The sequence below is a fragment of the Sphingobacterium faecium genome (genome assembly GCF_003054045.1).
Taxonomy (GTDB): Bacteria; Bacteroidota; Bacteroidia; order Sphingobacteriales; family Sphingobacteriaceae; genus Sphingobacterium; species Sphingobacterium faecium.
Genome location: NZ_QBKH01000004.1, coordinates 522,101 through 536,885, shown reverse-complemented (window position 1 = coordinate 536,885; position 14,785 = coordinate 522,101). Strand labels below are relative to the sequence as shown.

Below are 14,785 nucleotides of genomic sequence, written 5' to 3'. Positions count from 1 at the left end.
AAAATGTATGTTTGCACATGCTAAATTCAAAGATAGTATGATTATATCATCTATCAAAAAACAATAGTAAAAACAATTCATACAAAATGTCAATTTCATACAACGAACGTTTCTTTCTCTTATTCGAGGATTTAAAGAAAAAAGGCGAATTAAAAACATACGTAGAGCTCGGTAAATTAATCAACGAAACTAAAGTTGGGATCAATGATCTTAAAACTGAACGCAAGAAGGTGAGTGTTCAACATATTCATGATATGAAAATTTCATACAATTCAATCAATACGGAATACTTAATTGGAACGAGCAATCAGCTATATGTATCGTCAAACGAAATAACACAATTAACCTCGGCGACATATTCAGAAAACTCGGGACAGCAAGAAACGATCTTGGCACTGAAAGAAACAATCGAAGCAAAAAATGAAACGATCGCAGTTCTCAAAGCACTCTTAGCTCAGAAAAAATAAGAAACAAAAATAATTGGAAAAACAAAATCTACGGAATAAATATTCCGTAGATTTTGTTTTTTAGCAGAACACAAGAATGATAAAAGGCATCCCGATCTTGTCTGTAAAATATATCGTTATCGTAATTTTATTGCTATACCATCACAGTCAAGAACAGTATTTTCGAATTTTATTTGTAAACTTAGCCCATCAATCTAAATCAACAATATGCGTGTAGGATTATTTATTCCTTGTTATATAGATGCAATCTATCCTGAAGTCGGTATTGCAACATTAGAATTATTGGAACGCCTTGGAGTAGACGTAGTCGTACCTTTAAATCAAACCTGCTGTGGTCAACCTATGGGAAATGAAGGTGATCAAAAAAATGCAGCTTCTTCAGAACAACTCTTCTGTGATAATTTTGAAAATTTCGATTACATCGTTGGTCCGGCAGGAAGCTGTGTAAAGCATGTTCGCATGCATTTTGATGCTATTCCACAGACTAAAAAAGTAGAGCATGTGCGTAAAAACACTTACGAACTGGTCGAATTTTTGACCGATATCTTGCAAGTCAAGGAATTTCCGTGGGCGACTTATAATCATAAGGTAGCTGTACACAATAGTTGTAGCGCTATACGTGGCCTACATATACAGTCCAGATCGGAATGGCAGGAACCATACTTCAATAAAACAGAGGATTTATTAAGTAAGGTAGAAGGCGTAACGATTGAACGGATCACCCGTCCTGACGAGTGCTGTGGTTTTGGGGGTACGTTTTGCGTAACAGATGAAGCCGTGAGTGTTAAAATGGGGCAAGATAAAGTCGCTGATTATATGCAACATGAAGTGACTTGTATTGTTTCTCCGGACATGTCTTGCTTGATGCATCAAGAGGGTATTGCCAAGCGTCAAAAGGCACCTTTAAAATTTGTACATATCGCACAAGTACTGAATAACGGTCCTTTTTAATATAAACTAAGATGAGTAAAGTTAAAGTTGACCAGAATGCGGCAGATTTCATCTATATGGATGACATCCATCAGCCGACTCATGATAAAAACCTTTGGAACGCCCGGATGAAACGGGATACCGCAGCTTCTGGTATTCCTGAATGGGAACAGATGCGTGATCTGGCTTCCCAGATCAAAGAGCACACCTTGACACACTTAGACCACTATGTCCAACAGTTTGTGACCGAAGCGACTAAACGTGGGGTAACCGTTCATTTTGCAAAGGATGACATCGAGCACAATCAAACTGTTTATGATATTCTAAAAAGTCACCATGCGACTAAAATCGTAAAAAGTAAATCCATGTTGCAGGAAGAATGTGATATGGGCGCTTTTCTCGAGGCTAGAGGGATCGAGTTGATCGAAACGGACTTGGGAGAGCGCATTCAACAACTCTCCGGAGAAATGCCAAGTCACATCGTCATGCCCGCTATCCATAAAACAACAGCTGATGTTGCCGAACTTTTTGCACGAACAATTGGTACAGATCCCAACGAAGATGATCCAAAGCAATTGACCGAAGCAATGCGCAATAATGCACGTCCCAAATTTCTGGAAGCCCATGCAGGCTTGACTGGTGCAAATTTTGCTATTGCCGAAACTGGAGCTTTTGTTGTCTGCACCAATGAAGGTAATGCTGACCTGACCGCAAGTATCCCACCGCTGCATATTGCAAGTATTGGGATCGAAAAAATCCTACCTAAGACAAAAGATCTGGGTTTATTTATCCGACTCTTATCTCGAAGTGCGCTGGGTACTCCCGCGACCCGTTACACCTCTCATTTTATGGGACCTCGCGAATCGGGTACCGAAATGCATATCGTACTCACGGACAATGGCAGAAGCCGTCGTCTTGGTATGGAAGATTTTTGGCGATCTTTAAAATGCATCCGCTGTGGCGCCTGTATGAATACCTGCCCGGTGTATCGCCGCAGTGGGGGACTTGCCTATGGCGCAACTTATTCAGGACCTATTGGCATTATTATCGACCCGACCTTTGATGAATCCAAATTCAGCGAACTTCCATTCCACTCCTCGTTATGCGGCTCTTGTTCTGAGGTATGCCCTGTGCGTATCAATATTGCAGAGCAAATCGGACTGTGGAGGCAGCGCATGGTCAACATAAATGAATCCTCTAAAACACTTCACTATGCTTTTGGCGCGGTAGAGAAAGTGTTTGCGAATCCAAAATTATTCCGATTGGCAGAGAAAGCTGCTTACTATGGAATGAAACTGACCCCAAATTGGTTATTGTACCATAAAAAGCTAAATGCTTGGGGTAAACATCGCGAATTGCCAGAAATCAAAAAAGAAACTTTTCGGGATTGGTATATTAAAAATAGATTGAAAAAATGAGTTCACTAGAAGAATTATTAGCGGCTATACGGCAGAATCTTCCTGCTCAAAAGGTGGATTACCCAGAGATACCAACCTATGAAAAACAAGGTGCAAATCTAAAAGATAAATTTATCGTAAATCTTGGTCTTTCTGGAGGAGAAAGCTATGATGTTGGCAGTATTGATGAGGCAAAGGAAATCATGCAGCAAAAACTGCCAGATACACGAGTCACTTGTTCTGCAACTTCGGAATGGGAGGGAAGCAAATCAATCCACGATATCGCCCACCCACGGGAATTGGAGGACGTAGACTTAGGGATCATTAGAGCTGAGTTTGGTGTCGCAGAAATGGGTATGATATGGTTAACAGAAAATTCGTTGCAAGTAAATTCTTTGGGTTTTCTTTCTCAGCATCTTGCCATTTTACTGGACCCTGATTTAATCACGGAAAATATGCATACTGCCTATCGTAAAATTGATTTTCAGGCTTCCACTTATGGATGTTTTGTCATGGGCCCCTCTGCTACGGCAGACATCGGTGCTTATCTGGTCCGCGGTGCCCAAGGAGCACGCAGTCTGACCGTTTTCTTTTTAAAACAACAAATATAGTCATTATTTTATCCTTTTTGATTATTCCTGTTATCACCAGCTTGAATCATGAAAGGTTACGATTGGATAAACTCACCACCTTCTTGGTAGGATCATAAAACGAAAAAGACCAGATTATGGATATGAAATCTGGTCTTTTTCGTTTGTTATTCTTATTTTAAATCTTTCAATATTTCTTGCACAGCTCTTTCTAACTGCGGATCTTGATCATTAGATCGATCAGAGATGGTATTATGTACAAAAATATCTGGCGCTACACCGGTATACTCCAGATCTTTGCCATCTAAAGTATAACAGCCCCAAGCAGGTAAGCGATAATTAGATCCGTCTACCAATCCCTTTGCTGAAGTAAAGATGATCCAGCGATACGTTTCATTTCCGATGATCTTACCCAACTTTAATTCTTTAAATCCAGCTGCTGTCATCTCTGCATCACTCAAAGACTGCTCGTTGATCAACAGTACAATGGGTTTTGACGCTGGCGCAAAGTTACTTTGTGGAGCCATTTTACCTCCTCGATATTGCCATTGCAGGTAAGGTCTTTGCGATAGAAAACGCAAGACTTCATCATGTACATTGCCTCCGGTATTGTAACGCAAATCTAAAATAATACCTTCTTTATTATTTTCTTGTTCCGCCATATCAATTAAAAAACGTTGTAATTCCGGTCCGCCCATATTTTTCATATGCGAATAAGCGATCCTATTTTTACTCCATGCATCCACTTTACCACGATTGCTTTTTATCCACTCATCATAGATAAGATCTTTAAATGCTGTACTTGTCAAAGGACGGATATTGACCATGATCTCTTTTCCTGCACGCTTAATGGTTAATTGCACTTCCTCAACCAGTGATGGCCATGTAAAATAGACATCACGATCGATCTTTGGATCGACCTTATTGCCATTGACTGCGATTATTTCATCCCCTTCTTTTAGATCTACACCTTTTCGTGAAGCCGGACTATGATCGACTATATGCTCGACTTGATAAGGGTTTTCCTGATTAAACAGAACGCCTATTTCATTGGTCACAAATCCAAATGGCTTGCGTTCTTCTGCTCCCATTGAACTAAAGCCAAGATGTGAGGAATTTAACTCACCCAACATATCATTGAGTAAAATTCGTAGATCGCTGCGGTTATTAACCCCTGTCAGATAAGGTTCATACTTCTTTTTCATCACTTCCCAATCGATACCGTGAAAAGTGCTATCATAGAAGTTTTCCTCCAATCCAGCCCAAGTCTCATAGAACATTTGTTTAAACTCATTTTCTAGATCACGGTTAAATTTGAAATTGATATTTAGGGCATCAAGTTTATTTTGCTCGAGGTTATATTTTTGTATAGTGCCTTTATTGAGGATAAAATATTTACCATTAGCTTCTGTAAATTGACTGATCCCACTTTCGATCACCTTCTCTGTTTTGGTCGTTTCAAATGGTTCATAAATCGTTCTGTACAAACTGTATTTACCTTCGTGGTTGGATGAGAAGAAAACATAATTCTTTTCCCCTTTTTGAACGGTGATCGGATCGGACTGTGTTCCGAAAGCTGGGTTCACTTGTTCGATACGTTCTCTTAAACCATTTAAATCAATGGTCACCAGGACTTTTTTATCACTTGCTGTATGAGTATCTATGGCTTTTTCTTCTTTTTTATCCTTACTCTTTGATCGATCATCAGTCTTTTTGTCCGCAATGGTATCCTTTTTTACCGGCGGACTAAATAGTTCGTTGAATTTATTATTTCGATATGGTTCATCAAAATTTTCCAGTGCCATGCGGAAAATACTCGAATTTTGCATTCCTGTAGGGAAAGCTGGTTTTGTACGGTTACTCGCAAAATAGATATATTTTCCGTCTGGAGACCAATAAGGAGAGGTTTCTGACACACCTGTATTGGTCAAATTGATTGTCTGGTCTGACGCGAGCTGATGAACAAATATATCTTGTTCAAAATTGCGTATAGCCGTAAATAAAACATATTTCCCATCTGGAGAGAAGGATGGAGATGAATTTTGGAAAGCCCACAGCTCATCCTTAACAACTATTTTACTTTTCAGACTCGTTAAGTCCAATACCCTAACCTCGTCCCTTCCGCTTAAGTAGACTGCTTGCGATTTGTCCGCATTAAATGTAATCTCTCTATTGTTTCGAAGATCTTGGGTCAATTGTTTGACTTCACCCGTACCATCCGCACTACGCGTATACCAGTTCAGATATCCTTGATAGGTCTGACTATAAAGTAAGGTTTTATTATCTTTCAACCACTTTACTTCCATAATGCGCTGTCCTTGACTCGGCATCTGACGGATAAACTTCCCTTCGCTGTCCGAAACAAAAAGTTCACCTCTAGACACAAAAGCCATTTTCTTTCCATCCATCGCAACATCAAAATAGCTGATATTGCCATTGACATTAAATTCTTTGCTTTTTCCCAACAGCTGATTTCTACTTAATGCAATATTGGGTTGCATCACTTTCTTAGATGCCACATCATAGAGAAACAGCTGATAACCTTTTTCAAAGACAATCGTTTTTCCATTGGCAGCCACAGCAGGCCTTTTAATAGACTCTTTAAATGAGGTCAATGCTGTTGGCTTATCATTGATGAGCTGGTAAAGGTTATATTCTGCATTTCCTTGATCGGAAACAAAATAGATCTTTCCATGCTGATCTACAGTAGGCCAAAAGTCCTTACCGTTATAATCGGTATATTGCTTAAATGCTTTTGTCTTGGGGTTATATGATTTTATATCCGGATTGAAGGCTCCTTTATATCGCTTCCGATTTGCAGAACTGTAGCCCTCCCAACTGTCATTGAACAACAATTCACCTGATGGAGTCTCCACCACTTGGCTGATATAATTGAAATAATGTGGAAATAAGCGTTTTGCCGTACCGCCTGTTGCCGCAACTTGATAACTACTCATTCGATTATAACGGCTAGAAGTAAAATAGAGCGTTTTGCTGTCCCAACTCCAACTGTCTATTTCATCTGCCCCTTCATGATAGGTGAGTTGACGGATATCACCACCTGCTAAGGGCATGACATAAACATCCATATTTCCATTCTGATTCCCAGAAAAAGCAAGCTGTTTTCCATCAGGTGATATCCTCGGATTAATTTCGTTACCTTCCATGCCGGTTAGCCTGACAGCAACTCCGCCCTCGCTTTCAACTTTCCATAGATCGCCTTCAAAACTAAAAACAAGGATTTTTCCATCGGGACTTAAAGTCGGATGCGACAAAAAAGTGGGTTGTTGCTGTGCAAACGTAAGCGCAGTTCCACAAAGGGTAAGACAAGTACCCAACAATAATTTTCTAATCATACTTTTATAGGTGGTTAATGGATGATATGACTGTATAAAGTTACTTAAGAACTTGTTAAAAAACAATAAACAATCAATCGACTGATTAAGAAATGACACCCTTTTCTAAAACTGTTTTAAAAACATCGTGTTGTATCAAAAACTGATCGTCGGTACCACTTGCTGTAAATTAAACCGGGTTTAATTTTGAAATAAGAAAAGAAACCTGAATTTTAATTTCTTACATGTAACTTTGGTCAATCATAATCTCAACAATGGACTCAACCCTAACCTACTCTGAAGAAGAGCTTTATCAAAAACGCAATCGCATTCGGATTGCCGTATCTCTATTTTATTTTTGCCAAGGTCTAGCCTTTGCCTCTTGGGCAAGTCGTATTCCCATTATCAAAGAGCGTTTAGATCTTACTGAAGGACAATTGGGGACCATTTTATTGATGCTACCGGTGGGACAATTGGTGACGATGGCATTATCAGGAAAACTAGTGACCACATATGGCAGTGCCAAGGTATTACGTATTGTAGCCATTATCTATGCTTTAGTACTTTGTTTGGTAGGATTTGCCCGAAATGCATGGGAATTAGGAGCTGTTTTATTTTTATTTGGTGTGATTGGCAATATGTGCAATATCGCGGTCAACACACAAGGTGTAGCTGCTGAAAAAATTTTTAAAAAATCAATCATGTCATCTTTTCACGGCGCATGGAGCATTGCTGGATTTACAGGGGCACTCATTGGCTTACTCACCATGAACATTGCTGTCGATACCATCCCTCATTTTATGATTATTTTTATATTAATAGTCATCAATACGACGATCAACTATCGGTACCTGGTTCCTGGAAAAGCGGCTCAAACTAAAAAGACCTCTTTTTTCTCGAAACCAGAAAGTAGCTTAGTACAATTGGGCATCATTGGATTTTTTAGCATGGCAACAGAGGGTGCGATGTTTGACTGGAGTGGTGTCTATTTTAAGGAGATCGTTCATGCTCCCGAACAGTTTATTATCGTGGGTTATGCTTCCTTTATGGTGATGATGGCATTAGGTCGATTTATTGGCGACGCTGTTATCAGTCGGCTGGGACGAAAACGGACTTTACAAATTAGTGGTATTCTGATGTTTTCGGGCATGATGATCTCGGTGCTTTTCCCGGACTTCTATGTCTGTACACTAGCCTTTATGATGGTCGGTATAGGTGTTGCTTGTAATGTACCAACGGTATATAGTGTCGCTGGACAAAACAAAAATGTCCCTTCGGGAGTAGCGTTAGCGATGGTATCGAGCATCAGCTTTTTGGGCTTTCTAATGGGGCCGCCTCTGATTGGATATATTGCAGAGCTGACAAGTTTACGCTATTCTTATGGCGTATTTTCTTTCTTCGGCATCATGATGTTTGTTATGGCAAGTAAGCTAAAAGTATTTAGGGAAGGTTAACAGGATATTGACGAGATAGTATCTGAGTATAAATAATACATGCGAGATCACTTCATGATCTCGCATGTATTATTTTGTAGCCCCAAGCAGAATCGAACTGCTATCTAATGTTTAGGAAACATCTATTCTATCCGTTGAACTACAGGGCCGACAAATCTTATGCAAATATTTCAAATATATTGCTTAATCCCAAACTTATTCGTTAAAATATTGATGAAAATAGAGGAGAGAAAAAATACTGTGGGGGGAGAAGGATTCGAACCTTCGAAACCGAAGTAACGGATTTACAGTCCGTCCCATTTGACCGCTCTGGAACCCCCCCAGTATAATTTGTTGACTTATAAAGTATTAAGATTTATTGAATCTCAATTTCCTTATGGAACGCTACAAAGGTAGAATTTTGTCTGATATATGCAAAATTTATTTATAAAAAATATATCGACAAAATTGATTGTACCCTCAATGTAAAAATAGATTTTAACGATAGCTCATTGATAAAATCGATTCTTTATTAACCAATTTTGAGGTATCTTTGTAGCAACAAAAAAAGAAAGATATATTATGAGTTTCACAGGTAAAAGTTTTCCAAGCATCACTGTAGATGCAATCGATTATTTAGGCGATAATTTACAAATTAACGTTTTCGAAAAAGCAGTTCAAGAAGGTAAAAAAGTAGTATTGTTTTGGTACCCAAAAGATTTCACTTTTGTTTGCCCAACAGAATTACATGCTTTCCAAGAAGCTTTACCAGAATTTGAAAAACGTAATACAATCGTTATCGGTGCATCTTGTGACACAAATGAAGTTCACTTCGCTTGGTTAAATACAGCTAAAGATAACGGTGGTATCGAAGGTGTAACATACCCAATTTTAGCAGATACTACACGCAATTTATCTTCAGTATTAGGTATTTTAGATATTAAAGAAGTAGAGCACCCTGAGTACGGTACATTGGTAGAAGGTTCTGCAGTTTCTTACAGAGCGACTTACTTAATCGATGAAACAGGTCGCGTATTCCACGAATCTGTAAACGATATGCCATTAGGTCGTAACGTGAAAGAATATTTACGTTTGATCGATGCTTATGCACACGTTCAAAATTTCGGTGAAGTATGTCCTGCAAACTGGGAAGAAGGAAAAGAAGCTATGCATGCGACTCGTGACGGTGTAGCTAGCTATTTAGCTGGTAACTAAACCATAAAAAAGACGACATTCAGTCTTTTGACAAAGGGGATAATCCCATTTCCCCTTTGTTTATTCATCTTTCTCAATAAATAAACAACAAAATCATGGTACAAGAATTAGAAAACGATAATTTACAAGAAATTGTAGACAATAATGATATTGTAATGGTTCAATATGCAGCAACTTGGTGTGGTAACTGCAAAATTATGAAACCAAAATTCAAAAAATTGGCAACAGAAAATGAAAATGTAACTTTTGTTATCGCTGATGCTGAAAAATTTCCTGAATCTAGAAAGCTAGCAAATGTCAGTAATTTGCCAACTTTTGCAGCTTTTAAAAACGGTAAATTAGTAAATCAAGTGCAAACAAATAAATTTGACGCCTTAATCGACTTATTCAATGAAGCTTCCAGTAATTAAACATATCACCGAGTTTATCGAACAGAACGACGTTGATTATGTCTTAGAAACAATCGAAACGTTGGAATCTTTAGTTGAAGCTCCTTTAAAAGATGAAGAGCTAGATGTAATTGGCGAATTGATATCGAATCTTTATGGTGCTGTAGAAGTGGATAAATTGATTAAAGAAGGAAACAGTAAAAAGGACGCGATGAACATGTTTATGAAGCGTGTACTAGGTTCTATCGATAAATAAATTAATGTTTTATTGCATTTAGCAATACATCTTTCAACAACTAAGGCGCTACTTTTTAATAGACAAATGTTTATAAGCTGATTTTTGTGGAAAACTTGTTCTAAATTAATGCTAAACTGCAATAAAGATTATACTATCTTTAGCGGTAATAAAGGTTACCACTTAAAGAATTGACTATCCTCAAAAAACAAACTTTTAAAGGGTAGATTTTAAGAAAATATTTTAATTGTTAGAAACGGAAATTCTCCCCACAGAATTTCCGTTTTTTATTTAACCACAATATAATTACCTTTAAACTATGCTAAAATCAATTCTATTTACCCACATTCTTCTTTTCTTAGGACTATTCCAGCATGCTCATGCTCAAAAAGCAACGACTAGTTGGAATAGTGCTTCTATCAAATCAAAATTAGAAAGATTGGATGTTCTAGGCTCTGTCTTATATTTTGCAGCTCATCCTGACGATGAAAACACAAAATTAATCTCTTGGCTGGCACAAGAGAAACACTATAAAACAGGTTATCTTTCTCTAACTAGAGGAGATGGCGGTCAAAATTTAATTGGTACAGAACAGGGGATAGAACTCGGTTTGATCAGAACCCAAGAACTCTTAGCAGCAAGAAGAATCGATCAAGGTGAGCAATTCTTTACCTCAGCATTTGATTTTGGATTTTCCAAAACTTCGGAAGAAACATTTAATTTTTGGGATAAAGAACAGGTCCTTAGAGAAGCCGTCTGGATCATTCGAAAATTCAGACCTGATATCATTATCACGCGATTCCCTCCCGATGCAAGAGGCGGACACGGCCATCATCAAGCATCAGCAATCCTTGCACATGAAGCCTTTTTAGCTGCTGCAGATCCAACTCGTTTCCCTGAGCAACTCAAGCAAGTAAAACCATGGCAAGCAACTCGATTACTTTGGAATACCTATAATTTCGGCAACCAGAATACGATAAACGAAAATCAACTACAGGTCGAAATTGGACAATATAATCCATTAATCGGAAAATCTTATGGTGAGATTGCTGCGGAAAGCCGATCTTCTCATAAAAGCCAAGGATTTGGTAGTGCTGCTCAAGTTGGGAAATCAACAGAATATTTTGAATTTATTGCTGGAAAACCTGCTCAAAAAGACATCTTCGAAGGAATCGATCAATCGTGGTCTAGAATAGGTAAAGGCAAAATCATAAGTGGTAAAATCAAAGAAATAAATGCTTCTTACCAACTCAACTTTCCTGAAAGATCATTACCTCAATTATTTGAAGTATTCAATCTCATCCAGACGATCGATGATCCCTATTGGAAAGTGCAAAAAACAAATGAAATCAAAGATTTGATACTTGCTTGTGCTGGAATACGAATTGAAAGCTTAGCAGATCGAGCACACTTTGCTGTTGGTGATCAGATTAAGGTCAACAATCAACTTATTGTAAGAGCAGATATTGCTTATGTACAACTGAAAAAAATAAATGAACAAGCTATCAACCAAAGGCTGGAAAATAATTCACTAACGAGCTTTCCTGATTCTTTTAACGCTACGACAACTACCCAGCCCTATTGGCTAAACGAGCCAGCTCTAATCGGTAGATTTCAATTTTCAGACTTTAATAAAACTGGAGAACCAGAGAATCCAGATCATCCATCTGTGACCTATGAATTGCTTATCAATGGAAACTCTCTAACTTATAAAAAGCCTATACAGTACAAATTTACAGATCCTGTGAGGGGTGAAATCTACGATCCAATTGTGATTGCTCCTGCTGTCACCGCATCGACAAACCAAACTGTAGTACTCAGTCAAAACAGCACTCCACAGAAGCTTACCTTGACTTTTGATAATGGAAGCAACACGAAAAACATAACGAAAACAGTTTCTTCAGTCATCAATAAGAACTGGAAAATAACACCAGAGGTGTTTACATTAGAATTTTCGGACAATCTTCAACACATCAGCAAAGAATTCACGATTCAAGCTCAAACAAAAGAGACACGATTGGATACCCTATCCTTTCGTTTTGATACGCATGAAAAGGTTAAGATCGATCGTGAAATCCAGTATGATCATATCCCAACGATTACTTGGTTTCCAGATCTGGCAGTAAAGGTCAGCAATCTGCAGTTGCAAGTGCCGATTAAAAAGGTTGGTTATCTGGTCGGAGCGGGAGATTTGATACCAGAATCGCTCAAAGCAATTGGCATATCTGTCGATATATTGTCTGAATCCCAGATTTTACAGCAAAACTTACAGCAGTACGATGCGATTATTGTCGGCATCAGAGCTTTTAATGTATTGAAAACGATGGCCCAGATAAGCCCCAAACTAAACGAATATGTCAAAAATGGGGGCACTGTGTTGGAGCAATATAATGTAAGTAATAAATTATTATCCAATCAATTTGGCCCTTACCCATTCCGTATCGGTAATAGTAGGGTAACGGAAGAACTTGCGGTGGTCCATTTTGATGCACAAAACCCGATTTTCAATTACCCAAATAAAATCACGGTATCAGATTTTGACCATTGGATACAAGAAAGAGGATTATACTTTGCTGAAGACATCGATAGTCGGTATCAAACTCCGATTCAGGTACAAGATAAAAATGAACCTCTTCATAACGGATCACTCTTGATTGCTAACTATGGAAGTGGTAGATTTGTATATACATCATTGTCATTTTTCAGACAATTGCCAGCTGGAGTTCCCGGAGCTTACAGATTATTTGTAAATTTGTTATCAAAATCAAAATAAAATAGACATTACAATGGAAAATCAAGTTGAAAACAGCGCATGTGCACCTAATCCAAAAGGATTAATCGTATTAATCGGTGTCATATTTGGAGCTTTAATTTCATTCACTGCAAACGAGACATTTTTAAGTATCATAGGAGGAGCTGTTGTTGGTTTAGTAATTGCAGTTTTCTTCAATAGCTACCTTTACGCTCAAAAGCCACATGACAGATAGGGAACAGACTCCCTTAACACAAAAATGGAAGCGCTTTTATATTTTAGTTGCGTGTAGCCTACTTGTGGTCATACTATTCCTTTATCTATTCACGAATTATTTTTCATGAGTACGATCGATTGGATAGTTCTTATTCTGACACTTTTAGTCATCGTACTGTATGGTATGTACAAAAGTAGAGGAATCAAAAATATTGACGGATATCTACTAGGCAATCAATCTTTGCCGTGGTATCATGTCGGGCTTTCGGTGATGGCAACTCAAGCAAGTGCCATCACCTTTCTTTCTGCCCCTGGTCTGGCATATAGTTCGGGTATGAGTTTCGTACAGTTTTATTTTGGTCTTCCTTTGGCTATGATTGTACTGTGTATCACCTTTGTCCCCATCTTTCATAAACTGCGTGTATATACTGCCTATGAGTTTTTGGAAAAACGATTTGATATTCGAACTCGTGGATTAACCGCCTTCTTATTCTTAATCCAAAGAGGCATATCAACAGGTATCAGCATTTTTGCTCCAGCACTGATCATCGCCAGCATCTTACATATTAACCTTCCGATCACGACCTTATTAATAGGAACTGTTGTCGTTATCTATACGACCTATGGAGGTACTAAAGCTGTTTCGCACACACAATTGATCCAGATGAGTATTATATTTGGTGCATTACTGGTCGCCGGAATACTGGTGGTCAAATTATTACCATCCGATATCGGACTGTATAAAGCGCTCCATATCGCAGGAAAATCCGGGAAAACAAATGCAATAGACTTCACATTTGATCTGAATAATCAGTATACCGTTTGGACAGGTATTATTGGTGGTTTTTTCTTACAGCTATCTTATTTTGGCACAGACCAAAGTCAAGTAGGCCGTTATTTGACCGGATCTTCCATCAAAGAAAGCCGACTAGGCCTACTCATGAATGGTTTATTGAAAATTCCAATGCAATTTTGTATTCTGCTTATTGGAGTACTCGTTTTTGTTTATTATCAATACCATACGCCACCTATATTTTTCAATCAAGCTGAGATCGATAAATTAAAACAGAGTGAATATAATAGCTCCTATCAGGATCTGGAAAAGCAACAGATCTTGCTGAGCAATGAGAAACGAACAACCATCGATAGGTTAACAAAAGCGATCGACCTCGATGACCAATCAACCATTGATGAAACCCGTGCAGCATTAAAGCATTCAAATGAACAACTCGATGATATTCGAACAGAAGTCATTGGATTAATCAAGAAAAATAACCCCACAGCGGAAACAAATGACAACAACTATATCTTCTTATCCTTTGTCAACAATACGTTTCCTAAAGGCTTAATTGGCTTATTGATCGCTGTCATCTTTCTTGCATCCATGGGTTCGACAGCGAGTGCCATCAACTCCTTAGCTTCTACAAGTACTGTGGATATTTATAAACGATTTATCAATAAACAATCGACTACTCAACAGGATCTTTTTTGGTCCCGCATGTTCACTCTATTTTGGGGTATCTTTTCAATTGCTGTCGCACTTTACGCAAGTAAACTGGGCAATCTCCTCGAGGCAGTGAACATATTAGGATCCTTATTTTATGGAACCATACTTGGTATCTTTATCGTAGCATTCTATATGAAAAAGATAGGAGGGAAGGCCGTATTTTACGCCGCAATACTGTCGGAAGTCATTATTTTTATAATCTGGAAAATGGATGTCATTGCCTTTTTGTGGCTCAATGTGATCGGTTGTCTTGCTGTTATGATTCTGGCTTACCTGATGAAAAAGTTAGATCGAAAAAAAAGCCATTCCATAGAATAGC

12 protein-coding genes and 2 tRNA genes are annotated in these 14,785 nt (G+C 38.2%); 11 read left to right on the top strand and 3 right to left on the bottom strand.

Features of this window, described 5'->3' with window-relative positions; translation table 11 throughout:
- Nucleotides 1-86: 86 nt before the first annotated feature.
- The 4 genes from C8N37_RS13980 to C8N37_RS13965 all read left to right on the top strand — a co-directional run bounded on the left by C8N37_RS13980 (nt 87) and on the right by C8N37_RS13965 (nt 3,405).
- The gene (locus tag C8N37_RS13980) at nt 87-467 is read left to right on the top strand and encodes a hypothetical protein (RefSeq protein ID WP_108159447.1); all 381 of its coding nucleotides are present in this window, start codon (nt 87-89) and stop codon (nt 465-467) included.
- A 207-nt stretch (nt 468-674) separates the two neighbouring features.
- The gene (locus C8N37_RS13975) at nt 675-1,418 is read left to right on the top strand and encodes a (Fe-S)-binding protein (RefSeq protein WP_108159446.1); all 744 of its coding nucleotides are present in this window, start codon (nt 675-677) and stop codon (nt 1,416-1,418) included.
- A gap of 11 nt (nt 1,419-1,429) precedes the next feature.
- Entirely contained in the window at nt 1,430-2,815 is a 1,386-nt protein-coding gene (locus C8N37_RS13970; protein WP_108159445.1) for a lactate utilization protein B, read from the top strand.
- Entirely contained in the window at nt 2,812-3,405 is a 594-nt protein-coding gene (locus C8N37_RS13965) for a LutC/YkgG family protein (RefSeq protein ID WP_108159444.1), read from the top strand. The genes C8N37_RS13970 and C8N37_RS13965 overlap by 4 nt, the downstream gene beginning before the upstream one ends.
- A gap of 152 nt (nt 3,406-3,557) precedes the next feature.
- On the opposite strand, the gene C8N37_RS13960 is transcribed toward C8N37_RS13965, so the two are convergent.
- Nucleotides 3,558-6,740 (bottom strand): S41 family peptidase, encoded by a 3,183-nt coding sequence (locus C8N37_RS13960; RefSeq protein ID WP_108159443.1) that lies wholly within the window; start codon nt 6,738-6,740, stop codon nt 3,558-3,560.
- Nucleotides 6,741-6,994: 254 nt separating this feature from the next.
- On the opposite strand from C8N37_RS13960, the gene C8N37_RS13955 reads away from it, so the two are divergent.
- Nucleotides 6,995-8,173, top strand: a complete 1,179-nt coding sequence (locus C8N37_RS13955; RefSeq protein ID WP_108159442.1) for an MFS transporter — start codon at nt 6,995-6,997, stop codon at nt 8,171-8,173.
- Nucleotides 8,174-8,250: 77 nt separating this feature from the next.
- Here the strand turns inward: C8N37_RS13955 and C8N37_RS13950 are convergent.
- A tRNA-Arg gene (locus C8N37_RS13950) sits at nt 8,251-8,322 on the bottom strand.
- A gap of 92 nt (nt 8,323-8,414) precedes the next feature.
- Nucleotides 8,415-8,495, bottom strand: a tRNA-Tyr gene (locus C8N37_RS13945).
- Nucleotides 8,496-8,734: 239 nt separating this feature from the next.
- Between C8N37_RS13945 and C8N37_RS13940 the strand changes: the two genes are divergently transcribed.
- From C8N37_RS13940 to C8N37_RS13915, 6 genes are all read left to right on the top strand, one after another.
- A complete protein-coding gene (locus tag C8N37_RS13940; RefSeq protein WP_021189264.1) occupies nt 8,735-9,367 on the top strand; it encodes a peroxiredoxin in 633 nt (210 codons plus the stop codon).
- 95 nt (nt 9,368-9,462) lie between these two features.
- Entirely contained in the window at nt 9,463-9,777 is a 315-nt protein-coding gene (locus tag C8N37_RS13935; RefSeq protein WP_108159441.1) for a thioredoxin family protein, read from the top strand.
- Entirely contained in the window at nt 9,758-10,012 is a 255-nt protein-coding gene (locus C8N37_RS13930; RefSeq protein WP_021189266.1) for a DUF6952 family protein, read from the top strand. The genes C8N37_RS13935 and C8N37_RS13930 overlap by 20 nt, the downstream gene beginning before the upstream one ends.
- 298 nt (nt 10,013-10,310) lie before the next feature.
- On the top strand, nt 10,311-12,764 hold the full coding sequence (locus C8N37_RS13925; protein WP_108159440.1) for a PIG-L family deacetylase: 2,454 nt from the start codon (nt 10,311-10,313) through the stop codon (nt 12,762-12,764).
- Between the two features lie 13 nt (nt 12,765-12,777).
- The gene (locus C8N37_RS13920; protein ID WP_045753143.1) at nt 12,778-12,978 is read left to right on the top strand and encodes a hypothetical protein; all 201 of its coding nucleotides are present in this window, start codon (nt 12,778-12,780) and stop codon (nt 12,976-12,978) included.
- A gap of 105 nt (nt 12,979-13,083) precedes the next feature.
- Nucleotides 13,084-14,784 (top strand): sodium:solute symporter, encoded by a 1,701-nt coding sequence (locus C8N37_RS13915; protein WP_108159439.1) that lies wholly within the window; start codon nt 13,084-13,086, stop codon nt 14,782-14,784.
- The last annotated feature ends 1 nt before the right edge of the window (nt 14,785 follow it).

What these genes read in the sequence shown, in the direction of transcription:
- C8N37_RS13965 (WP_108159444.1), top strand. Translation starts at nt 2,812, where the DNA reads ATGAGTTCACTAGAAGAATTATTAGCGGCTATACGGCAGAATCTTCCT.
- C8N37_RS13930 (WP_021189266.1), top strand. Translation starts at nt 9,758, where the DNA reads ATGAAGCTTCCAGTAATTAAACATATCACCGAGTTTATCGAACAGAAC.
- C8N37_RS13980 (WP_108159447.1), top strand. Translation starts at nt 87, where the DNA reads ATGTCAATTTCATACAACGAACGTTTCTTTCTCTTATTCGAGGATTTA.
- C8N37_RS13925 (WP_108159440.1), top strand. Translation starts at nt 10,311, where the DNA reads ATGCTAAAATCAATTCTATTTACCCACATTCTTCTTTTCTTAGGACTA.
- C8N37_RS13960 (WP_108159443.1), bottom strand. Translation starts at nt 6,740, where the DNA reads ATGATTAGAAAATTATTGTTGGGTACTTGTCTTACCCTTTGTGGAACT.
- C8N37_RS13935 (WP_108159441.1), top strand. Translation starts at nt 9,463, where the DNA reads ATGGTACAAGAATTAGAAAACGATAATTTACAAGAAATTGTAGACAAT.
- C8N37_RS13915 (WP_108159439.1), top strand. Translation starts at nt 13,084, where the DNA reads ATGAGTACGATCGATTGGATAGTTCTTATTCTGACACTTTTAGTCATC.
- C8N37_RS13975 (WP_108159446.1), top strand. Translation starts at nt 675, where the DNA reads ATGCGTGTAGGATTATTTATTCCTTGTTATATAGATGCAATCTATCCT.
- C8N37_RS13955 (WP_108159442.1), top strand. Translation starts at nt 6,995, where the DNA reads ATGGACTCAACCCTAACCTACTCTGAAGAAGAGCTTTATCAAAAACGC.
- C8N37_RS13970 (WP_108159445.1), top strand. Translation starts at nt 1,430, where the DNA reads ATGAGTAAAGTTAAAGTTGACCAGAATGCGGCAGATTTCATCTATATG.
- C8N37_RS13920 (WP_045753143.1), top strand. Translation starts at nt 12,778, where the DNA reads ATGGAAAATCAAGTTGAAAACAGCGCATGTGCACCTAATCCAAAAGGA.
- C8N37_RS13940 (WP_021189264.1), top strand. Translation starts at nt 8,735, where the DNA reads ATGAGTTTCACAGGTAAAAGTTTTCCAAGCATCACTGTAGATGCAATC.